Raw genomic sequence first — 24153 nt, forward strand, 5'->3', positions numbered from 1 at the left:
AAAGAGGAACTAATGGCTGTACTTGTAGATAAGAATACGCGCTTGATAGTTCAAGGCATCACGGGCCGCGAAGGCACTTTTCACGCTAAGGGCTGCTCCGAATACTCGAAGCAGTTTGGCTACGACATCGTTGTGGGCGGAGTCACTCCCGGTAAGGGCGGCACAACGCATGAAGGCTGGCCGGTCTTCAACACCGTTGAAGAGGCGGTAAACGCGACCGGAGCGAACGCCACGGTCATCTTCGTCCCGCCACCATTTGCCGCGGACGGAATTCTTGAGGCCGCGGCAAGCGATATTCCGCTCGTCATCTGCATCACCGAGGGCATCCCGACGCTCGACATGGTGAAGGTGTGGGAGATTGTGAAGTCCTCGAAGTCCACGCTGATCGGGCCAAACTGCCCCGGCGTCATCTCGCCCGGCAAGGCGAAGATCGGCATTATGCCCGGGCGCATTCATAAGGAAGGCTCGGTCGGCATCGTTTCGAAGTCCGGTACGCTGACCTATGAGGCGGTGTATCAGCTGACGACGCGCGGCATCGGTCAGTCGACGGCGATCGGCATCGGTGGCGACCCGATCATCGGCACCACGCACATCGACGCGTTGAAGCTGCTCAACGAAGACCCCGAGACCGAGGCGATCATCATGATCGGCGAGATCGGTGGATCAGCGGAAGAGGCTGCCGCGAAGTACATCGCTGAATTTGTGAAGAAGCCAGTCGTCGGCTTCATCGCCGGTCAGACCGCACCCCCCGGCCGCCGCATGGGGCATGCCGGAGCGATCATCTCCGGCGGTGAAGGTACGGCTGCGGAGAAGATGAAGGCGATGGAGGCGGCGGGAATTCACGTCGTGAAGTCACCTGCTGAGATCGGCGAAGCAATGGCGCGGGTTCTGGGTAAGGGGTAGGGTTTATGTCCTACCCGTCGCGATGAGGCTGCGATGGATGGCGCACCCGAAGATCGGTGGGTGTAGGGAATAGCGTGTAGCAAAAACAATGGCCCGGAGCATATGCTCTGGGCCATTGCTGTTGGCAGTGTAGGGGATGGGATGTTCTTCTAAACCCTATCCCCTACACCCTGCTTTACTTCACTACATTCCCCAATGCATCCCGGTACTCGATCGGTGCGAGGTTGAGGTCCTTCAGGCTCTGTTCGATCTTCGTCTTATCGCCGACGATGACGTAGACGAGTTGGTCGGGATGGATGGTCTCCTTCGACACGCGCACCACATCGCCCAGGTTGACCATCGTGTAGCGCTCCGGCAGCTTCGAGTAGTAATCGAGCGGCCTGTCATAGAGGAAGATCGAAGACATCGCACCAGCTGTCGCAGCCGTCGTCTCAAAGAGCGCTGGGATCGATTGCACCAAGGCATCCTTGGCGCTCTTCATCTCAGCATCGTTCGGAGGCACGGTGAGGATGCGCCTCAACTCCGAGTCCAGCTCCTTCGCTGCCGCGGCGGTGACATCGGTCTTCACCAGGCCGCCAGCGGTGAAGGGGCCGCCTTCGCGGTAGAGGCTGAAGCCCGAACGCGCGCCATACGTGTAGCCATGTACCTCGCGGAGGTTCATGTTGATGCGGCTCGCGAAGCTTGCGCCCAGCGTGTAGTTCAACACCTGGATGGCTTCGAGGTCCGGCGACGTGCGTGGCACGCCCAACCCTGCTGCGAGCAACGCGGATTGTGGCGAGCCCGGCTTGTCCACGATGATGACGGCTGGCGTCGGAGCAGCAGGCGCTTTAGGCAATGTGACGGCTCCCGTTGCGGCTCCCGTCCATGCGCCGAAGTGTTTCTCGGCAAGCTCGCGAGCCTCACGCTCCTTGATGTCACCAGCGAAGATCAGAGCGGAGTCAGCCGGGCCATAGTGGCCCGCCCAGAAGGACTTGAGCTCATCGTGAGAGATGCCTTCGACGCTGGCAGTCGTTCCGGAGCCGGTGAAGCCGTAGGGTTGATCGCCATAGAGGACGTGCGGAATGACGCGCTGCGCGATTGCCCCTACGTTATCCGACTCCTGCTGGATGCCGATGAGGCGCTGCTTGCGAATGCGGTCGATGTCCTCTGTCCGGAATGCGGGCCGCTCAACGACATCGGCCAACAGGTCGAGCGCCGCGTCTGCATGGTTGCTCAGTACGCTGATGCCGCCGCTGGCGCTGTCCATACCGGCACCGACGCCGACGCGAGTGCCAAGGCGCTCCGCAGCTTCGGCGAGTTGGGTAGAGGTGCGAAGCTCTGTACCTTCACCCAGCATGGATGCGGTGAAGGAGGCCAGCCCAGGCTTGTCTGTGGGGTTGGCCTCGCTGCCTGCGCGGGAGACGATCGTCGCCGCAACGACGGGCAGGTTTGAATCTTCGATCAGGTAGACCTTCAGGCCGTTCTTCAGCGTGAAGGTAGTGGGCACAGGAAGGTGGAAGGCAAGCTCCGGGCCAGGCTTCGGGACGGTCTTGCGCCAATCCTGCGCCTTTTCAAAGTCCGGAGTGTAGGGATTGACCAGCTTGACGGTGGCGTCGGTGTCTTCCGGGCTGCGCGGGACATCGTCGACGACCTTCTTACCGGGGACCGTTGTCACAACGACAGACTGGTTCTTGTTGAGGTACTTCGCGGCGACGCCCTTAACGCTGGCTGTAGTTGCGGCCTCAAAACGGGCGATGTCCTTCGGCAGATAGCCGGGGTCGCCAGCGATCTGGTTGTAGCTGTTCAGCGTATCGGCAATGCCGCCAAAACCGCCGAGGCGCTGCAGACCGGTGATCTTACGGGTCAGGTCGACGGTGCGGGCGGAGTCGAGTTCATCCTGCGTGGGCCCGTCGGTCTGGAGCTTGGCGATCTGCTCCCAGAATGCAGCTTCGATCTCGTCTGCCTTCACGTTCGGCTTCACCGTGATCGAGCAGGAGAAGACTGAGGTCAGCGTCAGCGGGTCATCCGAGCACTCGACAGCCTGTGCGATCTGGCGCTTGTAGACGAGCTCCTGGTCGAGACGGCTGGCCTTCGCTCCGCCAAGAATGTGGCTCAGCAACTGCGCGTCGGCGTCGCTGGGCTTGTATGCGGCAGGCAGCAGGAAGGAGAAGTCGAGCCGCGTCAGCTTTACGGTGTCGGTGACAGTCTCGCGCTTCTGCTCGGTGATGGCAGGAGTGACGACGTTGACCGGCTCGACCTTCGGCCCTGCGGGAATCGCTCCAAAGTACTTGGTCAACAGTGCCTTCAGCTCCGCCGGCTTGAAGTCTCCGGCGATGGCGATGCTGGCGTTATTCGGCGTGTAGAAGTGCTGATGGAAGTCGCGAATGTCCGCGATGCGTGCGGCTTCAATGTCGGCATGCGATCCGATCACGGATGCGTAGTAAGGATGCCCCTTGGGGAAGAGAAGATGATAGCCGGCCTCTTCAGCCAGGTCGTAAGGCGAGCCTTCGCCCTGGCGGCGCTCGTTGCGGACGACGTCGCGCTGGTTGGTCAGTTTCACGCGGTCGAGGCCTTCGAGCAGGAAGCCCATGCGATCGCTTTCGAGCCACATCGCCAGCTCAAGCTGGTTCGCCGGCATTGTCTCGAAGTAGTTGGTGCGGTCGAAGTTGGTGGTGCCATTGACGTCGGTCGCGCCCGCGCCCTGGACGTACTTGATGTGCGCCTTCTCGCCGACGTGCTCGGAGCCTTCGAACATCATGTGCTCGAAGAGGTGGGCAAAGCCGGTGCGGCCTTCGCGCTCATTCAGCGGGCCGACGTGGTACCAGAGATCGACAGCGACCAGCGGCAGGCGGTGGTCTTCATGCGTCAAAACGACGAGGCCGTTGGGCAGGGTGAAGCGCTCGTACTTGAGCTCAGGCAGCTTCAGCTTCGCGGGTGCATCGGCAGCAACGCAGGGCAGTCCCGCGCCGAGCAGCAGAAGCGATGCAGCGGTGCGGAACAAACTCTTCGGGGAAGTGAAACTCTTCATAGGTCTCCATTAAAGATGAAACAGATTCGACGGCGGTCTGCCGAACGGGCGCAGTGCTTACGTCAGTTTCATCTTAACCGTACTGATGGAGTCCGGCGGAAGTTCCACGGCGAATATCGTGCGATCCGCTGCGACCTGCACCAGACGAGGCACGGAGAGCTGATTGCGCAGCAGGGCGACAGCCGTGCCATCCGGATTGACGAAAGCGAGCACGTCGTCGCATGTTCCGGTTGTTTTCGCCATCTTCGCGCCAACATTCACAAAATGGGTCAAATGCTTCAGCAGGTAAAAGTCGTGGTTGTAACGAAAGGTCTTTTCCGCGAGGTTCACGCTGACAAGCGAGTTCTGCGGCCAGCCCCAGCTGCTTACACCGCCATCCGCGGTGGAGATGTTCCAGTACATATATCCGGTCGAGCCATTGCGAAAGTACTGCTTCATCAACTCCCAGCAGTAGCCGGTGTAGCTCCAGCTATTTTTCCCGTCACCGCACTCCTGTTCGGATTGGAAGATCGCAAGCTGCGGGTACGCGTCGTGGATAGCTGCCACAGCGTTCTTACCCGCCCATTGTGCGCCGACACCTTTGATATGGTTGACCGCTTCCTCGTCCGCCATCACGGTCTCAAGTAGTTTCGGATTGCCGCGTTCGAGCGTGCCGAAGAATATGTCGACCTCGCGCTTCCGCATCTGCGGGCCAAGTTCGCGGACGAAGCGCGCTAGTCCCTCCGGTGTCCAGGTGCAACTGGGAAAGTTCTGGGCGGAGTTAAACTCGTTCTGCGGCATCACCATGCCGATGCGGATGCCTTCCACGCGATAGGCATCGATAAATTTACCGAAGTATTCGGCGTAAGCCTTAAAGTACTCCGGCTTCTGAATGAACATGTCTTCGCCTTCGTGGCCTAGCTGATCAGGGCGAATGCCATTCTCCTTCATGCCTCCAAACGCCTTGGCTTCGGCGTAGAAGTGGTTGCGCTTCATCCAGCTCGGCGGCGTCCATGGGGAAGCCCACAGCTTTAGCTTCGGTTGCTGCTTCATCGCCGCGTGGATGAAGGGAATCAGCGTGGTGCGGTCGTGGTGGATGCTGAAGTTTTTGAGCGCGAAGTCCCCATCGGTCTCGTCGTAGCTGTACGCTTCGGTGGCATAGTCGTTGGCCCCAATGGGCATACGGCAATAGGTGAAACGGGCACCGCCGGTGGGGTGAAAGAGTTCGCGGATCACGCTTTCTCGGTCGGCCTCATCCAGCGCGCTCAGCGATGTCCAGCCAAGTTCGTTGAAGCATCCCCCGAAGCCCTGCATGGGTTGTCCCACTGTCTTGGCGGAGTCGATGTTCAGGTTCAGCAACTCCCACTGGAACGTGGGCTTGAGGACTTTGCCCTTCTGCCATGCGTTGGCCTCGGTCGTCGTGACCATGGAGATGCGAGCATCCTCAAGCGCTTCGGGCGCGGGCATCTGCGCCACTGCTGCGGGCATCGCCGAGGCCACTGCCGCGCACACCGAAGTCGCCACTATCCGTCGCCGAGTCCATAGCTTCGTCTTCACACTCACTCCTTGCATTCCGCCCGAAGAATAGCAGTCACGGCAGATGCCGGGCTATTTGTATACTCTCCGCATGCGTCCACTCGTGCTTTCGTGTCTTCCGGCGATTTTTGCCGCCTTCGTCATCGCCGCATCCTCGCAAACACCCTCGCAGGGAAGGGGCGTTCAGCCGGTCACCGTATCGTTTCCTGCGGCGCAGTCGGCCAAGCCGCTCGACGGCCGGCTTCTCTTCCTGCTTTCCAACGACGCCAGCGAAGAGCCGCGTATGCAGATCAATGACACCCCGCGTTCGCAGATCGTCTTCGGCATGACGGTCGATGGCGTAAAGCCCGGCCAGCCGATGAAGCTTGAAGCGACCGCGGCAGGCTATCCCGTCCGCAAGCTTTCTGACGTGCCCGAAGGCGACTATACCGTGCAGGCGGTGCTGAACATCTATGAGACCTTCCACCGAGCGGATGGTCATACGATCAAGCTCGCGCCCGATCGCGGCGAAGGCCAGCATTGGAACATCGCTCCGGGGAATCTCTATAGCAAGCCTGTGAAGCTGCATGTCGGGCCGAAGGGCGCGGCCATCAAGCTGACGCTTGACCAAGTCATCCCACCCATCCCCGCAGAGCCTGACACAAAATACATCCGCCACATCAAGATTCAGTCCGACCTTTTGACCAAGTTCTGGGGTACGCCGACGTATCTCTCTGCCATTGTTCTGGTCCCCGAAGGCTTCAATGAACACACACAGGCGCACTTCCCGCTCGTCATCTTCCACGACCACTTCGTCGACGGCATCGAGGACTTCCGCACCACGCCACCCGATCCCGACCTGAAACCCGATTATTCGCAGCGCTTCCACCTTGCCGGCTACAACCGCATCCAGCAGCAGGAAGCCTATAACGAGTACAAGCTGTGGAGTGGCCCCAACTTTCCGCGCGTCCTGGTCGTGAAGATCCAGCACGCGAACCCCTACTATGACGATTCGTACGCGGTCGACTCCGCCAATCTGGGTCCTTACGGAAGCGCCATTGAGAAAGAACTAATTCCCGCGATTGAGAAGCAGTTCCGAGGCATCGGCCAAGGCTGGGCTCGCTTCGTCTACGGTGGCTCGACCGGCGGATGGGAGTCGCTCGCGGTACAGCTCTTCAATCCTGACTTTTACAACGGCGCCTTCGCCGCCTGCCCTGATCCGGTCGACTTCCACGCCTACATGACGACCGACCTCTATTCGCAGAAGAACATGTTTTATATCCAGGGTGCGGAGAAGCAGATCGAGCAGCCCGCTATGCGCGATTACCTAGGCCACACGCTGATCAGCGTCCGCGACAACGTCGCCTACGAAGCCGCGCTAGGCGATCACGGGAGATCCGGCGAACAGTTCGACATCTGGCAGGCGGTGTACTCGCCAGTCGGAGCGGACGGCTACCCGCAGCCCATCTTCGACAAGGAGACGGGAGAGATTGACCCCAATGTCGCCGCCTACTGGAAGGACCATTACGACTTGAATGCGAAGCTCCAACGCGACTGGAAGACGCTTGGGCCGAAGCTCCAGGGCAAGATTCACCTCTACGTCGGCAGCGACGATACGTACTTCCTCAATGACGCCGTCTACCTCATGGAAGACTTTCTGAAGACCACGGGTACCCCGGGCGTCGGCGTCCCGTATGAAGGCGAGGTGCTGTACGGCCCCCGCGCCGAACACTGCTGGAACGGCGACCCGACGCTGTCGAACGCCTACTCCCGCCTGCACTACAACACCATGTACCTGCCGAAGATTATGGACCGGATCGCGAAGACCGCACCCGCTGGGGCTGACGTTACGAGTTGGAAGTATTAAGCGCTCATTCCAGCCAATTCTGTAACATCAGCGGCATCTTGATTCGTTCAAAGTGGCGCGTGTTATTTGTCACCAATGTCGCGTTGGCGGCGACTGCGTGTGCTGCGATCATCATGTCCAACTCGCCTATAGGTGTCCCTGCGATTTTCAACTGGTGCTTGATATCCGCGTAGACGTCCGCGGCTTCCGCTTTCCATGGCAGTACAGCGACGACGTTGAAGTAGCGCCGCGCAGACTCATGAAGCCGATGGCGCGGAGGAAGCGCTTTCAGTCCGTAAGTAATCTCTGCGCGGGTCATCGCAGAGATGCACAGGTCAGACGGAGATGTTATGGAAAGCCGGCGCTCTATCGAGCCGTAACCGCCTCTTATGATGTAGCTCGACGTATCGGTGTCCAACATGTACAACACGAGTCAATCTTCCTCACGAAATAGCGGAGCTTCATTTTCGTCAGGAAGTCTGTTCATCGGACGACTTTTCATCCAATCCTCCGGAACATCGACGGTTCGCGCAAAGGCAAAGAAGTCCGCCCATACCTGAGCTCCTGGCCGAGTAGAAAGGGTGACATCCTGCGTCTTCTCATCACGGTAGATGTACACCTCATCGCCCTCGAAACGGAACTCTGCGGGGAGCCGGACTGCCTGACTGGCACCGTTCTTGAATAGCTTGGCTTTGCGCACTGTCTGCATGATGCCACCTCAGGAGAAGGCCCAAGACTGCCTTGAGAAGCCTAGTATATACCCATGTATCTACTCTCTTGTTTTAACGAGTAAAATGTAAACTGAATAGAGCAAATTAATCAAGAAACCTGAAACGGAGCACCATGTCACAGCGCACCTTCAGCATCATCAAGCCGGACGCCGTCCGCAAGGGTTACACCGCCGCCATCCTCGCCGAGCTCGAGAAGGCCGGCTTCAAGATCGTCGCCATCAAGCGCATCAGCATCTCGAACGCACAGGCCGAGGGCTTCTACCACGTCCACTCCGCGCGTCCGTTCTTCGGTTCGCTGACCCAGTTCATGTCCAGCGGCCCCATCTTCCCGATGGTGCTCGAGAAGGACAACGCCATTGCCGACCTGCGCAAGCTCATGGGCGCAACGAATCCCGCGAACGCTGAGGAAGGAACGATTCGCAAGAAGTTCGCCGGATCGATCGAAGAGAACGCTATCCACGGCTCGGATGCGGAAGACACCGCAGCTTTCGAGATCGGATACTTTTTCGCGGGCCTCGAACTCGCGTAGTCGCAGCAAAATGAAGCGGCGCGGGAGAATGCTCTCCCGCGCCGTTTCAGTTTTGCTCGTATGTCTCGCTTAAGGTCGCGGCTTCAGACGTGCCACACAAACAGCCCCTGCCACGCGGCTTTAGTCGCTGAGGTAGGCTTTACTTCCCGCCGAATAGCTTCAAATCCACTGCCTCACCCATCGCCTTATACCCCGCGTCGCCCGGATGCAGGTGGTCTCCGTGATCCATCACGGGCAGAAACATCGATGGATTCGCCGGATCTCGCGTGACCATGTCGAAATCGATCAATCCATCCAGCGACTTGTTCGACCGGATCCAGTCGTTCACCGCGACGCGGATCTTCTCTCCCGCCTCCGATTGATATCCGGCCCCGACATACGGCGTCAGCGTTGCTCCAATCACCTTGATGCCGTGGATGTGCGCCCGCTCCACAAGCTGCGCCAGCCCGGCGATCATCTCGTCGGCCGTCACCGGATCATGCGGATTCTTCGGGTTGGTCGCATTGCCGATGTCGTTGATCCCTTCCATGATGACGAGGTACTTCACACCCGCCTGCGCCAGCACATCGCGATCGAAGCGAGCCTCGGCCGAAGGCCCATAGCCGTCATGCAGTACACGGTTGCCGCCGATGCCTTGGTTCAACACACCCAGCCCATTCAACTTCTTATCCGCCTGGAGCCTGCGCGCCAGCACGTCCGGCCAGCGAGCGTTACCGTTCTCCGTCGCATAAGCTCCATCGGTAATCGAGTCGCCCAGCGTCACGATCGCTCCGTCGTTCGCGGCTCCCAGCACATCCACGCCCTTCACGAACTTCCATTGCGCGAACTTCTCCGGGGCAGTCAAAGTCTTTTCCCCAACGACATTGCCTGGTGAAGAAAAATTAGTCTGGTCAGCGAAGGTGTGCTGCGTCACTCGCGCGAGCGGCTGCGTCGGGATAAAGATGCTGATCGCCAGATCCGTAAGCGCCGGGAGCTTTAAGTCGGCGGGATCGCTCACCACCATCGCTCCCGGCGGAATCGTGATTGAGCTCTTGCCGCCAAACGTCAGCGCATTCGCCGACGCCAGCTTGATCTCACTGCCGCCAGCGCTCAGCGCCGCATGGGCCGCGCCAATCGTCAGCGGTTCCGTTCCAAACTCGTTCGTAAACTCCACCCGAACCCTGTCGCCGCCGCGCGAGACATGCACGATCTCTCGCAGGGTCATGTCCGCTGACCCCGGTCCGTCGGCCTTATTCGTTTCACCCAGCGGAGCCGTAGCCCAGGTCCCGATCCAGCGGTCCTGCGGTGAAGCCGCATGACCCATCCCCACGCCCAAAGCAACCGCCAGACTCAAGCCCACCACCGAACGCCCGACACCGTTCATCCCAACCTCCGAAAAATCTCATGCGAACATCAGCCGCTTCATTCTACCCGCGCTTCACTACCCTTCGATGCATCACGTATAGTGACTGTGCCTGCCGGTCTCGTTCCATCTTCGATTACCGGCCGAAGCAAATCCTGGCAGTAAATAAACGTTTGAGGGACATCCAACGATGAAATGGGCACGCGCTATCCTACTCACTATGACAACCTCCATCGCGGCGCACGGCGCAGTCACCAAGGCCTCCTTCGGCAAGCTGCCTGACGGCACGGCAGTCGATAAGTACACCCTGAAGAGCGCCAGCCTTGAGGTTGGTCTCATCACCTACGGCGCCCGCATCGTCTCCATCAAGACCGCCGACAAGACCGGCAAGGTAGCCGACGTCGCCCTTGGCTACAACGACATCGAAGGCTATGTCACCGACAACAAGACCTATGTAGGCTCGGTCGTCGGCCGCTACGGCAACCGCATCGCCTTCGGTAAGTTCTCGCTCGACGGCAAGGCATACACCATCCCCACCAACAACAACGCCAACACGTTGCACGGCGGAACCGTCGGCTTCGACAAGAAGGTCTGGGACGCGAAAGAGATTCCCGGCGGTGTCGAGTTCACCCACGTCTCGCCCGACGGCGACATGGGCTATCCCGGTACGCTCACCGCGCATGTGAAGTACACCATCCATGGCGACGCGCTTCACATCGACTACTCCGCTACCACCACCAAGGACACCGTCCTCAACCTCACCAACCACACCTACTTCAACCTCTCGGGCGAAGGTTCGGGACTCATCCTCGGCGAACACATCATGATCGACGCCGACCACTACACACCGGTCGACTCCGGCCTGATCCCCACCGGCGAACTCGCCCCCGTCGAAGGCACGCCCTTCGATCTCCGCAAGCCGACGCTCATCGGCAAGGCTGACCCGAATGCGAACGCCCAGACCAAACTGGGCGGAGGCTACGACCACAACTGGGTCCTCAATGGCAAGATCGGCGTCCTTCACCTCGCAGCCAAGGTGCATGACCCCGCCACCGGCCGCGTCCTCACCGTCACCACCACCGAACCCGGCGTCCAGTTCTATGCCGGCACCTCCATCCCCGGCACCTTCGCGGGCAAGGCGGGCGTCACCTACGTAAAGAATGCCGGCTTCTGCCTTGAGACGCAGCACTTTCCGGACTCGCCCAACCACCCCAAGTTCCCAAGCACGGAACTCAAGCCCGGCCAGACCATGCACAGCACGACGATCTTCACATTCACCGTCGATAAGTAGCGTTCTGAAGTAGTGCACTTCGATTGATAAACCCGCTTCTGCCCAGTCCATTGATTCGGACCACGGCGGAAGCGGGTTTTCGTTGTCTTTATAAGTAAGAGAGTTCTTCGCGGGGAAACATTGCGTATTTACTGCCTGAATGCTGGATCGGTCTCCGCGCCGGCCCGGGGCTTCCAATCGAGCGAGTAATACTGGCCGCGGTCGCGGGCCCAGGGATCAAAGGCGTTGACGACGGGATCAAGCTCGTTCTTCAGCTCGGGAATATTCCGGAGGAGGACTCGCTTCAGCGGAGATACAGGCTGACGATAGCCGTTTGGTGTGCCCTTCTCCATCTGCTCTGGTCCGGGCCCGTTATGGTTGACCCAGTCGACACCCATCTGGGTGTAGAACTCTGGCCGGAAGCTCGAGGTAAAGAAGCGGTCGCTGAATAAGCGCCGCGAAGCATTGAGGATAAAGACAACGAACTGCGTCTCAGAGATGGCAAAGCCGTGTGGCCGGGTCGACTCCGCAAGATAGCCGACGACCGTATCCACGTCCTCGATATTGTCGACCACCGAGCCATTCGGGTGGCCGAGGCAATCGTTGATTGGCGTTCTGTCATCGTTCACCTGCGCGTCGGTGATGATCTTCGAGCTGTCGCAGACATGCGTGCCGTAGACTTGCCGGAGCTCGCTGACGATCTCCTGCTGCGATTTGTATGCGGCCGAAGAGGAGTCGAGATGCTTGTCCACGAAATCGTCATAGCTTGTGAGCTGCCGCAGACCGTATTGCCGCCGAAACTCGTTGAATCGAGGTACACCGTGCTCGCGGTCGCGAATGAGATCCAGTGCCGCCAGGTCGATCTTCTGGGTTGAGGAATCGAGCCGGGGCAACAGGATGTTCTGCATGAACTGCGGATGATTATGGAGGGTCAACAGCCCAAGCCGCTGACGCCCCATGGAGAGTCCCCAGTTTGCCATGCCGCCCGTTCGGATCGCTTCCGCGGAACGGCCTTCGAATGTCGAGATGACAGAGATCTTTTCAGTGACGCGATTCGGGTCTTTGTTGAGATCGCGAAATTCGATCAGGTCGGGCACTAAGGGGTGCAGGCGGTATACCGAGACAAACTCTTCGGGGAAATTGAACGGCGATCCAAAGTGATTGACACCGCCATTGATGCTCTCGGGCCTGGTGATGTCATATCCCCTTGCGGTGCTTCCCAGGCCGAAGATACCCGGGCCGGACGAAAACACGGAGTACCACTTTGTCGCGGCGTTCCCGCTTGTCGAGGTGCCGAAGCCCTTGGTCACCACGTTTCGGAGAGCGTCGGAGACGAGCGGGTCTCCGGTCCCCAGCAGGCCGTTCCAATTGGCGTTCATGCCTTTGTAGAGAGGGTCGTTGTAGAGAAGCTGCGGCGTCCATTCAATGGTATGAATCTTGGCGATCTCCGCCGAGACCACAAGGCGCGCTGCCGCATACAACTCGTCCGGCGTTACATCTCTGTATCGAATCACTTGCTCTGGATTGGATGGATTACGCAGACCTGAATCATTGCCAGGTGTAAGAGCGGCCTGCCTGCGGAACGCGGTAACGAAGGAGTTATGCTCGCGGACGAACAGATTGTGGAGAAAGCTCATACCAATCGTGAAGTTGTCCGGGAAGCCTACGGCCTCCTGTCCGGCCCACTGCGGCTGTTGAGGATCTCCAGGTTGAAGCAGTGGCAGATAGCCGCTTGTGACCGGATCGCCGGTTGCTCCGGGCAGGTGCTCCTGCAGAAGCTTTGCCAGATCAGCCGGATCGCGTTTCACTCGCTTTACGGAGGTCTCATCGTAGCCGTAGATCTGTGACGCATCCCACCACGCGGTATTTGTGTTGGCAAATGTTTTAGGAGCTCGCGCCATATACGTCTTGCCGTTTGCGGTGAAGGTCTCCGGCATAGAGTCCTGCTGGACAAAGGTGCGATCGACGCGATCGTTCGGGCGGCAGCCGTATTGAGCCACCTCCTCACTTGTAAGGGGGACTTCCTTCCCGTTTACGAGCTTGGTGTTGCACCCTACATCCATGTACTCGGTTGCGTTGTGGCCCTCCTCCATGTGAGAGAACCAGTCGTGCGTCATGAACTGAATCCAGTAGGCCGCGAGCACATTGAAGAAAGGGGCCTTCTGGTAGTCGCAGTCAGCCGTTGCGGCGTTATCCTGCAGGCCGAATCCAGCGCTGCAATTGTTGCCGGAGGTTTGCGTTCGGGTGAAGAGAGTTCGGCTGATCACCTGCGGATCAGGGGACAGCAAGCCGATGCGGCCACCATGCCGATTCGCCGTGAGTTGAGTGATCCCAAGATCTGGAAATGAAGTCTCAAACTCTACATTTCGAGCAAAGGGTGTGCCCACCGATCCCATGAGCGGATTTACCACGTCGTTGCAGATGCCGGTGAGATTCCGTCCGCGAACGAGGTCCCCTCTGCAGACCTGGGTTCCGACTCCGCCAACTGCAGCATAACTTGGATTTGTAGACGGCAGGCGCATCGATGGCCACGTCTTCAGCGCGGGCCCATCGATGTTGGCGCGGCCAGCCACGTAATCTTTGTAGGTTTCAGAGTTGTCGAAGAGGTTGAACTTGATCAGCTCGACACGCTCAAATTCGAGATCGAGCAAGGCGCCTGAGACTCCGCGAAGAGCTGGTACCTTCGGGGTGATAAAGCCGGTCGGCAGTGATGCCATATCGCCCGTGCCCCAGTAGTTGGTCCAATCGACCCACGGCGTCATGCGAAACATCTCGCTGCGTACGCCGCCTCGGCACAAGGCGTTTTCATCACTGACCTTAGCGAGGAACCGCAAGTCGCGAGTGGTCGCGATGGGCCGGATACCTTGCGTGACAGCCTTGGCGCAGGCACCCAGCGCTTCGAACTCTTCTCGCTTCGTATTCGGTGCGGCGGGAGTTTGAGCGGAGCCAACGGCTGAAGAGGCAAGAGACAACACAGCCAGGGCGACGCTCAGAGTGGCGGGGTTGAGGTGCTTTCTCATAGGCCACGAGATTTCACCTTTTTGAACTTCTAGTCAAGGCAATTTTGTCGTGACGATGACCATTTGCCGCGTGGCTTTTATGTCAGTACGCGACCAATTATTCCGCAGTGGCTGCCCGGTCGAGATGGACATACCCGCCATCGACGAACACATGCTGCCCGGTCGTGTGTCCCGACACCGGCGATAGCAGAAACACCACCGTCGCCGCGATCTCTGCTGGTGTAGTCATCCGCTTCTCCAATGGAATGTTTCGGACGATTTTTTCGAGCTTCCCCGCAGGGTCGTCGAACTTCGCCAGCCACTCCTGGTATGCGGGTGTGTCGACCTCGGAAGGCACCACTGCATTCACGCGAATGCCATAGGGGAAGAGGTCGACAGCCCACTCCCGCGTTAGTGCCAATTGCGCTCCCTTGGCAGCCGCATAGCCGGACGTGCCGCCCTGCCCGGTGTAGCCGACCTTCGATGCCGTGTTCACAATCGCGCCCTTCGACGCCTTCAGATGCGGGAGACAATAATGCGCCATAGAGTAGTAGTGCCATAGGTTGCGTTCCACTGATTTCAGAAACTCATCCGGCGTTCCGTTTTCGAGGCCAACCTTGTCGTTCACGCCGATGTTGTTCACGAGGCCATCGATGCGGCCGAACTCCGCGACCGTCTGCTCTACCGCTGCCCGGCACTTCTCCGGCGAGTCAAGCCACATCTCAAGGAAGCCGAACCCCTGCCCCTTATCGCGCATGACCGCAAGGTTCGCCTGCACCGCCGGGCTGTCGTTGTTGATGACGACGGGCACCGCGCCCTCCGCTGCAAGAGCATGGGAAATGGCGGCACCGATGCCAGTGCCACCTCCCGTTACGATTACGACCTTCCCCGCTAGTCCCAGATCCATCGCGCCCTACTTCATCTCAACTGTCTTTGTCAGTTCGAGCGAGGCAGATGATCCGCCGACGCGCATCGTGTACTCGCCCGGAAGCAGCTTCCATTTGTCGCCTGCCTCGTCGTACACCGAGAGGTACTTCGGATCGATAGCGACTGAAACGGTCTTCCTCTCACCAGCCTTCAGCGCAACGCGACTCCATCCCACCAGCCGCTTCGGCGGCTCGCCCGAGCCTTCCGGCAGCGAAGCGTAAACCTGCGCGATCTCCACGCCGTCGCGGCTTCCCGTGTTTTGGACTGTGAACTTCACTGAAGGCTCGCCACCCTTCTTCACCTCAAGCGCAGAGTACGCATACGTCGTATACGAAAGTCCGAAGCCAAAGGGAAAGAGGACCGGCTTCTTCTCCGCGTCGTACCACTTGTAGCCGACCTTCAGGTCTTCGTCGTAGTGAACGGAGAAGGTCGGCTTGGCGGTGCCGGACTTCATCACGGCCTCGCGGCCCTGCGCTCCGGGAGGGGGAACGACGAGCTGCGGATGCGGCAAGTCAGCCTCCGATACGGGGAAGGTCATGGGAAGCTTGGCGCTCGGGTTCACATCGCCGAAGAGGATGTTCGCCACGGCGTCCGCGCCCTTGCTGCCCGCGTACCAGGCCTCGACGATTCCACTGACCTTGTCCGCCCACGGCATCGTGACCGCCGTCCCTGTCTCCAGTACAACAATCGTCTTCGGATTCGCCGCTGCGACTGCTGCGATCAGCTTGTCCTGGTTGTCCTCAAGCGACAGCGTCGGCAGGTCCATTCCTTCGCTCGTCCATTGATAGGCAAAGACAATGGCGATGTCAGAACTCTTCGCCAGCTTAGCCGCTGCTGCAATGTCCTCGCCTGAAGCGTACTTCGTAGTAATCGTCTTGCCCTTGGTCTCAATCGCCTTCAGCGGCGACGTTGGGAACCAGATGTGCTCCTGCCACTTGCCCGGCATCCGTCCGGGAGGGTCAACCTGCGCCGAGCCACCGCCCGAGATCATTCCCATATCCGCATTCTTGCCGATGATCGCAATCGTCTGTGTCTTCGCGGCATCGAGCGGAAGCACGGCGTCCTTATTCTTCAGCAGAACGGTACTGGCTTCGGCGATGTGCCGCGAGGTTTCCCATCCGCCTTCGATGTCCGGAACGCTCTTCTTCGTGGGGAAGTCGACGATCCCGCTGAGGAACTCGCTGCGTAGGATGCGGTGAACGTGCTCGTCGAGCGCTGCCTGAGAGATCTTCCCGCCCTCGACGGCCTCCTTGAACTTCGGCCCGAAGAACTCTTCGAGGGGCTCCTCGTTGTCGAGGCCGGCCTCGGACGCCTTGATGGTGCTATGTGTTCCGCCCCAGTCCGAGACGACGAAGCCTTTGAAGCCCCAGTCCTTGCGAAGGACTTCGGTCAGCAGGTACTTGTTCTCGCAGGCGAAGTCGCCGTTCACTGCGTTGTAGGAGCACATCACGGCAGCCGGATCACCAACCTGGATTCCAATTTCGAACGCCAATAAGTCGCTCTCGCGCATGGCGCGCTTGGAGATGATGGAATCGACCTCGTTGCGTCCGCTCTCCTGGTCGTTGACGGCGTAGTGCTTGATGTCGCCGATGACGTGTTGTGCCTGCTCGCACTTGATGCGGTTTCCGACCAGCGTTCCGGCGAGAATGGGGTCTTCGCCCAGGTACTCAAAGGTGCGGCCATTGCGCGGATCGCGGGTGACGTTGGTTCCGCCGCCGAGCGTCATGTTGTAGCCCTGGTTGCGGAGCTCGCGTCCAATCAGTGCTCCGTAGTCGCAGGCTGCATGGACATCCCAGCTTGCCGCCGATGCGACGGGTGAGGGTAACGCCGTCGAGTAGCGGCCATTTTCGCCGCTGCTGCGAACGCCGTAGGCCGCATCGCTCATCTGGATGATCGGGATGCCAAGCCGTTCCACGCCAAAGACGAAGCCTGCACCACCATTGCTCAGATACGCATACGGAGACTTCGGCCCGGGCCATCCCGGCATCGAGTTGCCATGCAACAAGGCGATCTTCTCGTCCAGCGTCATCTGCTTCAGGACGAGATCCGCGCGCTCATCGGGCGAGAGGCTGGTTTTCATCCACGGCCGATCGGTGACAGGCTTTGCAGTGTCTGCTCCATGCATGACGTGTTGCGCCATCGCAGCCGGGGCAGCCGCTAGAACTGCTGCAAAGACGACACCTGAAGACAAACTCTTGATCTGCTGAAGCATAGACTGGACTCTCCGGGTATTCCTACAAGCAAGGGGTTCACCGCTAAGGATAGCGAGCTGCGGGCCAGGCGTAACGTGCCCACTTCCCGGCAATCAAAAAATACCTGCTAAAACCGTTTAAGTCACGGCAGCGGGCTCCCGGCGCAGCATTTTGCAGATCTTCTCAAGAACTGGTGGTGCCGGCGAGGACGCACTTCTCTTGCCCGCGCCGACCGGCAGGCGTAGCCTCAAAAGATATGCGTGAAACCTGTCACCGATGCGGCGGCGATCTGCCGGACTTTGAAGCCGCCGGCGATATGCGGTCTCCCTTCTGTCCGCACTGTGGCGCGCCGCAACTCCTCCTCTCCGATTACTCCGAGCCGCTCTCGACCGGGCTCGAGTCGACCGATGCTTCTGGCGCTCCTTCGACGGGCACGCTTCCGCCTCCCCGGCCCAACCGTATCGACTGGCCGATGGCGCTTCGCGGGGCGATCTTTGTCTCGCTCGTGGCTGCGGCTCTCAGCCTTCTTGCCGCGGGATTGCCGAACTTTACGGTGATTGGTTCGGTCTGGGTGGTCAGCGCGTCTCTCACCACGCTTGCGCTCTACCAGCGTCGCCGTCCACTTGCCGCGATGAATGCCGGTGTCGGTGCCAGGATCGGTCTCCTGGTCGGCATCATGCTGGTTTCGATCCTTGCGGTGACACTCTCCGCCGGTCTTTGCATCGCCCGCTTCAAACTTGGCGCGATGGCGGACTTCGACGCAAAGATGGCGCTAGGGATGAAGGCGCAGGTCGATCAGTTCGCAGCGACCGGATCCATCCCTGCGGAAAAACTCGCCTTCTTCAATTCGCCTCAGTTCCGCACAGGTTGCATGCTGTTTTCGTTCTGGGTGATCCTCTTTGCGGTTCTGCTCATCTCGGTCTTTGGTGGAGCTGTCGGAGGCCTCTTGCGCACCCGTCGCATCAGCCGAAAGGCCTGAACCCATCCTGCACCTGCTATCATTTGGCGAGTCTTTTATGAGCGAAATCACCGAAGAAATCAAGTCGAAGCCCAAGCCAAAACTCCGCGAAAAAGGGCGTCTCATGTCGTCGTCCGAAATCGAACGCACCCTGGTTCGTCTTGCCCATGAGATTGTCGAAAAGAATAACGGATCGGCCAATGTTGGTCTCGTCGGCATCAAGCGCCGCGGCGTTCCGCTCGCCCAGCGCCTTGGCGCTCTCATCTCGAAGATCGAGAAGCAGCCGGTCGATATCGGCACACTCGACATCAGCTTCTACCGTGACGACCTCTCGACCGCCGGCACCCGCCCCATCGTCACCCCCGGTGCCATCGGCTTCGACGTCACCGGCCGGGACATCGTCCTGATGGACGACGTTCTCTACACCGGTCGCACCATTCGGGCGGCACTCGATGCGCTCTTCGACCACGGCCGCCCCAAGAGTGTTCAACTCCTAGTCCTCATCGACCGTGGACACCGCGAACTCCCCATCCAGGCTACGTTCACCGGTCGCACGATTCCCACCTCCAAGCGGGAGATCATCGAGGTCAAGCTCAACGAAGTCGACGGCCAGGAGCAAGTCATCCTGGTTGAACTTGTGGATCCCGCTTAGCCAACAACTGAGAACGAACAACTGACAACTACGAGCACCATCTCCGCCTTCCACCCCGGCTCGCTGCTTAGCGTCAACCATCTCTCAGTTTCTGAAGTTTCTTCCATCCTTGCGGCCACGGCGCGCATTGAAGCCATCTCTGCGGCCGAACGCGCGAAGCTCTTAGCTGGCCGCCGCGTCGCTCTGCTCTTCTACGAGTCCAGTACCCGTACCCGGACCTCGTTCGAACTTGCCGCCAAGTCTCTCGGAGCGACTACGACGCTGGTGAGCGACAAGTCCTCCTCCATCGAAAAGGGCGAGTCGCTCAAGGACACCGGCCTCACCCTGCGCGCACTCGGCGCTGAGGCCATCATCCTTCGCCACAACTACAGCGGCGCCCCGGATCTTCTTGCCCGTATGACCGGTTTGCCCGTGCTCAACGCTGGCGACGGCATGCACGAACATCCTTCGCAGGCTCTGCTCGATCTACGCACCATGCTGATCCGTCTCGGCCTCGATGCCACATCCGCCAGTGAGACCTGCCTCAAAGGTGTCACCGTCGTTATCACCGGCGACATCCGCCACAGCCGCGTCGCCCGCTCGAACGCGATGTTGCTGCCGCGTCTCGGAGCTCGCGTGATTCTCTGCGGGCCGAAGCCTCTGCTGCCCGAAGATGCGCTTGGCCTCCATCCAGCTATTGAGATCGAGCGCGACTTCGATCGCGCGCTCTCGCAGGCGAGCGTAGCGATGATGCTCCGCATTCAGAAGGAACGCCTCGCAGGTCTCTCGCTCGATCTCGGCGTATACATCGACGGATATCAACTGACCGAGGCTCGCCTCGCCGCTCACGCTCCGAATGCGCTTGTCATGCACCCTGGCCCGATGATCCGCGGCCTGGAGATCCAGAGCGAGGTCGCCGACGGTCCCAACTCCGCCATCGAAGAGCAGGTGAGTCACGGCCTCGCCATTCGGACGGCGCTGCTCGTGCGAGCGCTGGGAGTAAAAGCATGACCGACCTCCTCATTCGCAACGCCCACCTCATCGATCCGGCGTCCGGTCTCGACACACAGAAGGACTTGCTCGTTCGCGATGGCCGCATCGCAGCCATCGAACACCCTGGCAGTTTCACCGCACTCGAAGTACAAGACACGATCGACGCCGCTGGCCTTGTTCTTGCCCCCGGCTTCATCGATGTTCACGTCCATCTCCGCGAGCCAGGCCAGACCTGGAAGGAGACCATCGCGACCGGCACCCGCGCTGCCGCCGCCGGAGGCTACACCACCGTCGTTGCCATGCCGAATACCGTTCCGGTGAATGACACCGTGGAGTCCCTGACCTGGATGCTCGCGCCGGAGCGCAACTCCGCGATCCATCTGCTCGCCATGTCCGCCGCCACGCAGGGCTCAATGGGCGAACATCTCACGCACTACGAGGCCCTCGCCATCGCCGGGGCTGTGGGCTTCACCGACGACGGCAAGCCTATCCTTGACGACCACGTCATGCGAGCCGCGCTGGTCGTCGCCGCCAGGCTTGGTCTGCCTATCTCGCAGCACGCCGAGGACACTCGCCTGACCGGCGGATGCAGCATGAACGCCGGTCCCGTCGCCTTCCGCCTCGGACTGCGCGGTATGACGGTTGAGGCTGAATCGAACATCGTCGAACGCGACATCGCTCTCCTCCGCGAGATCGAAAGCGATGAAGGGCTTCGCCCCCACCTCCACGTCCAACACGTCTCGACCGCCAAAGCTCTGTCCGCAATTCGCCAGGCCAAGCAACAGGGGCTTCACGTCAGCTGCGAGGCGGCACCGCATCACTTCACGCTGACCGATGAAGCTCTCGAAGGCTACAACACGAACGCCAAGATGAACCCGCCTCTCCGCGCCGAAGCTGATCGTCTCGCCGTGATCGAGGCCATTCTGGACGGCACCGTCGACTGCATCGCCACCGACCACGCCCCCCACGCGGCCCACGAGAAGGAAGTCGAGTTCGAGCGCGCTCCAAACGGCATCACCGGCATCGAGACGGCGCTGGGACTTGCGTTGCGTGTTCTCCATCGCGAACACGGTCTGCCCGTGGCCCACGTCGTCGCTTTGATGAGCAACAACCCCGCAAAGATCGTTTGTCTCAAGGATCGTGGCAGTCTGGCAGTGGGGAACTATGCGGATATTGTTCTCTTCGATCCTGCAGTCGAATGGACTTTCGCTGCAGCTCAATCGCTTTCGAAGTCGAAGAACACTCCTTTTGATCAGTCCCCGATGTTGGGCCGTGTTCATGCGACGATTAGCGAAGGCCGGATCGTCCATCGCCACTAGCCAACCCGCCGCCACTCTTTCCCCTCCAAACAAAAGCAAGAAGGAGAGTGCGCCATGAATAACGACACCGTAAAGGGAACGTTGCAGAAGATCGGCGGCCGCATCGAGGAATCAGCCGGAGTCCTTGTGAACGATCCGGCCCTGAAGAATGCGGGCCGCGAAGACCAATTGAAGGGCAAGGCTCGGGAAGCCTGGGGCAACGTAAAAGATGCCGCCGGAGACCTCGTCGACCGCGCCCGCGCTGCCAAGTATGACGCTGAAGTGAAGTCCGAAGAGGCCGTTGCCTTCGAGCGCGACCACGAAGTCGCCGTCACCCGTTAAAGCCTGTTCGCGCAGGAAAAGCGAAAATCAACGGGCCAGCCTCCAGGCTGGCCCGTCTTCTTTTGTACAAAGCTTCTCAATCCTGCCGCAACATACGGCGCACCTCGCCGTCTATAGCTTCATGCACCGCTCTCTTCGCTTCGCGTTCGCCGCCCTTCTCGTTCTGCCTGCTCCGCTCGTCGCGCAAAATTCCGATAAGCCCGTCCTCGTCAACCCGACGGACAAGCCTGCTCCGACGACGACCATCACCGCTGAATCGCGCCTCGTGAACATTCCTGTCATCGTGCGCGACAACAAGGGCGCGCTCGTCCAGAACCTCACCAAGGCCGACTTCAGCCTTCAGGTCGACGGCAAGCCGCAGGTCATCCGCTACTTCGACCTCGACAACAATCTGCCGCTCACGCTTGGCCTTCTAGTCGACACCAGCGAGAGCCAACGCAACGCGCTTGACGATGAGCGCTCGGCAAGCTCCGCCTTCCTCGACCAGATGCTGACCGGCAAGCAGGATCAGGCCTTCGTCATCGAGTTCGCCCGCTCGGTTGAACTCCTCCAGGAACTGACGAGCTCCCGCGCCAAGCTTCAGGCCGGCCTCAAAGAACTCGACATCCAGACCGCCTCGGCCTCTGATACTGACACTACCGGCGATTCCGCTCCAGACAAGAACGGCCGCACCCATCGAATGCGCGGCGGCACAACGCTCTACGACGCCGTCTTTCTCGCTTCCGATGAGGTCATGTCCAAACAGAAGGGTCGCAAGGCGCTGATCGTACTAACGGACGGTGTCGATCGAGGCTCGAAGGAACGGCTTACTGACGCCATCGAGGCCGCGCAGCGCGCTGACACCATCATCTACGCCGTCTACTTCAAGGGTGAAGCGCCGCGGCGGGACTCCTTCAACGATAATCCCGGCGGATACCCGCGAGGTGGCGGTTACCCCGGAGGCGGATATCCGGGCGGCGGCTATCCCGGAGGAGGCTATCCAGGCGGCGGTGGAGGTGGCGGACGCCGTGGTGGAGGTCCCAGCAACGAGCCCGACCAGCGCGCCGAGGGCAAGAAGACTCTCGAGCGAATCGCCCACGAGACGGGCGGACGGCTCTTTGAGGTCAGCAAGAAACAACCTGTCGCCGATATCTATGCCGAGATTGGCAAGGAGCTACGGGCCCAATATCGCCTCGGCTACACGCCCGACAAGGAAGCTAGCGAAGACGGGTACCACCGCCTCGAACTTGGCCTGACGAGTTCCGACAAGAAGAAGTGGGTGATCCAGACCCGTGACGGCTACTACACCGGAAAATAAACGATCCGTCATCGTGGCTCGTGAACACGCGTGATGACGGATCGTTGGGATGCGCGAATTAAGACAGAATGCCTGTCTTCTTCGCCACACTTACGAAGATCTCGAGCGCCTGATCGATCTGTTCCCGAGTGTGTTCGCTGGTCATGATCGTCCGAACCCGCGCCCTGCCCTCGGGAACGGTGGGGAACGCAATCCCGGTAGCCATCACGCCCGCCTCGAAGAGCGCCTTGGAGTAATCCATCGTCCTGCGTCCGTCTCCAATGATGATCGGCGTAATAGGCGTCTCGCTCTTTGGTGTAGTCACGCCGCCCACGTCGAAGCCCGCGTCCGCAAGCTGCTGCTTGAAGTACGCCGTATTCGACCACAGCCGCTCGATCCGCTCTGGCTCGTTTTCAAGGATGTCGAAGGCCGCGATGCAGCTTGCCGCGACGCTTGGCGGATGCGATGTCGAGAACAGGAACGGCCGAGCGCGGTGGTAGAGATAGTCAATCAGGTCACGGCTGCCGCAGACATAGCCACCCAGCGATCCGATTGCCTTCGACAGCGTGCCCACCTGCACATCCACGCGGCCATGCGCTCCGAAGTGGTCCACGGACCCGCGCCCGTTGCGCCCCAGCACTCCGCTGGCGTGTGCGTCGTCGACCATCATGATCGCGCCATACTTCTCGGCAAGATCGGCCAGCTTGTCGACGGGCCCGATGTCGCCGTCCATCGAAAAAACACCGTCAGTGATAATGAGCTTCCGTCCCGGCTCGTTCTCGATCTCACGCAGCAACTCCTCGGCGTGGGCTACATCCTTGTGGCGGAAGACCTTGATCTTCGCCCGCGAAAGCCTTGCGCCGTCGATGATGCTGGCATGGTTGAGTTCGTCCGAAAGGATGAAGTCTTCCTTGCCGAGAATCGACGACACCGTCCCCGCATTGGCCGTGAATCCCGACTGAAAGACCACGCAGGCCTCGACGTTCTTGAAGGCGGCGATCTTCTCTTCGAGCTCCATGTGGATACGCATCGTCCCGGCAATCGTTCGTACCGCGCCCGAACCCGCACCATATTTCTGGGTCGCTGCTATCGCTGCCTCTTTCAACTTCGGGTGCTCGCACAGCCCAAGGTAGTTATTCGAGGAAAGGTTGATGACGCGCCTGCCATCGTAGCTGCACACCGGGCCTTGTTCGTCGTCCAGCACGCGCAGCTTGAAGTAGGTGCCTCCCTGCTTCAGCGCATCCATCTGCGCGGTCAGGTGGGCTAATTGCTGCCGCTTTACAGCAGGCATCGTCGCGGGTTCGAAGGTCGTCGTCATAGATGAAATCGTAAACCTTTTGCGGCGCAGGCGGTTGCGCGGGAGCGTTGTGCATCGTACATAGTGTTGTGCATCGCCGAACGTATGAGTTTGGCCC

At 60.0% G+C, this 24153-nt stretch carries 19 protein-coding genes; 10 read left to right on the top strand and 9 right to left on the bottom strand.

Annotated elements, in window-relative coordinates; translation table 11 throughout:
- The first annotated feature begins 12 nt into the window (after window positions 1–12).
- On the top strand, window positions 13–903 hold the full coding sequence (gene sucD, locus HDF16_RS16150) for a succinate--CoA ligase subunit alpha (protein WP_184218471.1): 891 nt from the start codon (window positions 13–15) through the stop codon (window positions 901–903).
- 175 nt (window positions 904–1078) lie between these two features.
- Here the strand turns inward: sucD and HDF16_RS16155 are convergent, their stop codons facing one another.
- Together HDF16_RS16155 and HDF16_RS16160 are read right to left on the bottom strand one after the other, a co-directional pair.
- A complete protein-coding gene (locus tag HDF16_RS16155; protein WP_184218474.1) occupies window positions 1079–3910 on the bottom strand; it encodes a M16 family metallopeptidase in 2832 nt (943 codons plus the stop codon).
- Window positions 3911–3967: 57 nt separating this feature from the next.
- The gene (locus HDF16_RS16160) at window positions 3968–5446 is read right to left on the bottom strand and encodes a glycoside hydrolase family 30 protein (protein ID WP_348641336.1); all 1479 of its coding nucleotides are present in this window, start codon (window positions 5444–5446) and stop codon (window positions 3968–3970) included.
- 70 nt (window positions 5447–5516) lie between these two features.
- Between HDF16_RS16160 and HDF16_RS16165 the strand changes: the two genes are divergently transcribed.
- On the top strand, window positions 5517–7271 hold the full coding sequence (locus HDF16_RS16165; protein ID WP_246409170.1) for a hypothetical protein: 1755 nt from the start codon (window positions 5517–5519) through the stop codon (window positions 7269–7271).
- Between the two features lie 4 nt (window positions 7272–7275).
- On the opposite strand, the gene HDF16_RS16170 is transcribed toward HDF16_RS16165, so the two are convergent.
- Both HDF16_RS16170 and HDF16_RS16175 read right to left on the bottom strand, forming a co-directional pair.
- Entirely contained in the window at window positions 7276–7671 is a 396-nt protein-coding gene (locus HDF16_RS16170; RefSeq protein WP_246409217.1) for a type II toxin-antitoxin system VapC family toxin, read from the bottom strand.
- A gap of 12 nt (window positions 7672–7683) precedes the next feature.
- Complete coding sequence (locus HDF16_RS16175) at window positions 7684–7959, bottom strand: antitoxin (RefSeq protein ID WP_184218480.1); 276 nt, start codon at window positions 7957–7959, stop codon at window positions 7684–7686.
- A 134-nt stretch (window positions 7960–8093) separates the two neighbouring features.
- Between HDF16_RS16175 and ndk the strand changes: the two genes are divergently transcribed.
- On the top strand, window positions 8094–8510 hold the full coding sequence (gene ndk, locus HDF16_RS16180; RefSeq protein ID WP_184218483.1) for a nucleoside-diphosphate kinase: 417 nt from the start codon (window positions 8094–8096) through the stop codon (window positions 8508–8510).
- A gap of 139 nt (window positions 8511–8649) precedes the next feature.
- Here ndk and HDF16_RS16185 read toward each other — a convergent pair whose 3' ends face one another.
- Window positions 8650–9873, bottom strand: coding sequence for an SGNH/GDSL hydrolase family protein (locus HDF16_RS16185; RefSeq protein WP_184218486.1), 1224 nt, complete (start codon window positions 9871–9873; stop codon window positions 8650–8652).
- Window positions 9874–10042: 169 nt separating this feature from the next.
- On the opposite strand from HDF16_RS16185, the gene HDF16_RS16190 reads away from it, so the two are divergent.
- Window positions 10043–11143, top strand: coding sequence for an aldose epimerase family protein (locus tag HDF16_RS16190; protein WP_184218489.1), 1101 nt, complete (start codon window positions 10043–10045; stop codon window positions 11141–11143).
- 128 nt (window positions 11144–11271) lie between these two features.
- Here the strand turns inward: HDF16_RS16190 and HDF16_RS16195 are convergent, their stop codons facing one another.
- The 3 genes from HDF16_RS16195 to HDF16_RS16205 all read right to left on the bottom strand — a co-directional run bounded on the left by HDF16_RS16195 (window position 11272) and on the right by HDF16_RS16205 (window position 17260).
- Window positions 11272–14142: a peroxidase family protein gene (locus HDF16_RS16195; RefSeq protein WP_184218492.1), complete on the bottom strand. Its 2871-nt coding sequence runs from the start codon at window positions 14140–14142 to the stop codon at window positions 11272–11274.
- A gap of 97 nt (window positions 14143–14239) precedes the next feature.
- Entirely contained in the window at window positions 14240–15028 is a 789-nt protein-coding gene (locus HDF16_RS16200) for an SDR family oxidoreductase (RefSeq protein WP_184218495.1), read from the bottom strand.
- Between the two features lie 6 nt (window positions 15029–15034).
- Window positions 15035–17260 (bottom strand): glycoside hydrolase family 3 C-terminal domain-containing protein, encoded by a 2226-nt coding sequence (locus HDF16_RS16205; RefSeq protein ID WP_184218498.1) that lies wholly within the window; start codon window positions 17258–17260, stop codon window positions 15035–15037.
- Window positions 17261–17496: 236 nt separating this feature from the next.
- Between HDF16_RS16205 and HDF16_RS16210 the strand changes: the two genes are divergently transcribed.
- The 6 genes from HDF16_RS16210 (at window position 17497) to HDF16_RS16235 (ending at window position 22759) form a co-directional block, all read left to right on the top strand.
- Window positions 17497–18219, top strand: coding sequence for a hypothetical protein (locus tag HDF16_RS16210; RefSeq protein WP_184218501.1), 723 nt, complete (start codon window positions 17497–17499; stop codon window positions 18217–18219).
- Between the two features lie 37 nt (window positions 18220–18256).
- On the top strand, window positions 18257–18850 hold the full coding sequence (pyrR, locus tag HDF16_RS16215) for a bifunctional pyr operon transcriptional regulator/uracil phosphoribosyltransferase PyrR (protein WP_281383473.1): 594 nt from the start codon (window positions 18257–18259) through the stop codon (window positions 18848–18850).
- A 63-nt stretch (window positions 18851–18913) separates the two neighbouring features.
- On the top strand, window positions 18914–19840 hold the full coding sequence (locus HDF16_RS16220; protein WP_246409219.1) for an aspartate carbamoyltransferase catalytic subunit: 927 nt from the start codon (window positions 18914–18916) through the stop codon (window positions 19838–19840).
- Window positions 19837–21141, top strand: a complete 1305-nt coding sequence (locus HDF16_RS16225) for a dihydroorotase (protein ID WP_184218504.1) — start codon at window positions 19837–19839, stop codon at window positions 21139–21141. Before HDF16_RS16220 ends, HDF16_RS16225 begins: the two co-directional genes overlap by 4 nt.
- A 54-nt stretch (window positions 21142–21195) precedes the next feature.
- Window positions 21196–21462: a CsbD family protein gene (locus HDF16_RS16230; protein ID WP_184218507.1), complete on the top strand. Its 267-nt coding sequence runs from the start codon at window positions 21196–21198 to the stop codon at window positions 21460–21462.
- 121 nt (window positions 21463–21583) lie between these two features.
- Window positions 21584–22759 (top strand): VWA domain-containing protein, encoded by a 1176-nt coding sequence (locus HDF16_RS16235; RefSeq protein WP_184218510.1) that lies wholly within the window; start codon window positions 21584–21586, stop codon window positions 22757–22759.
- 58 nt (window positions 22760–22817) lie between these two features.
- Here the strand turns inward: HDF16_RS16235 and HDF16_RS16240 are convergent, their stop codons facing one another.
- Complete coding sequence (locus HDF16_RS16240) at window positions 22818–24056, bottom strand: glycine C-acetyltransferase (RefSeq protein ID WP_184218513.1); 1239 nt, start codon at window positions 24054–24056, stop codon at window positions 22818–22820.
- Window positions 24057–24153 lie beyond the last annotated feature (97 nt).

The organism is Granulicella aggregans, from assembly GCF_014203275.1.
Lineage (GTDB): Bacteria > Acidobacteriota > Terriglobia > Terriglobales > Acidobacteriaceae > Edaphobacter.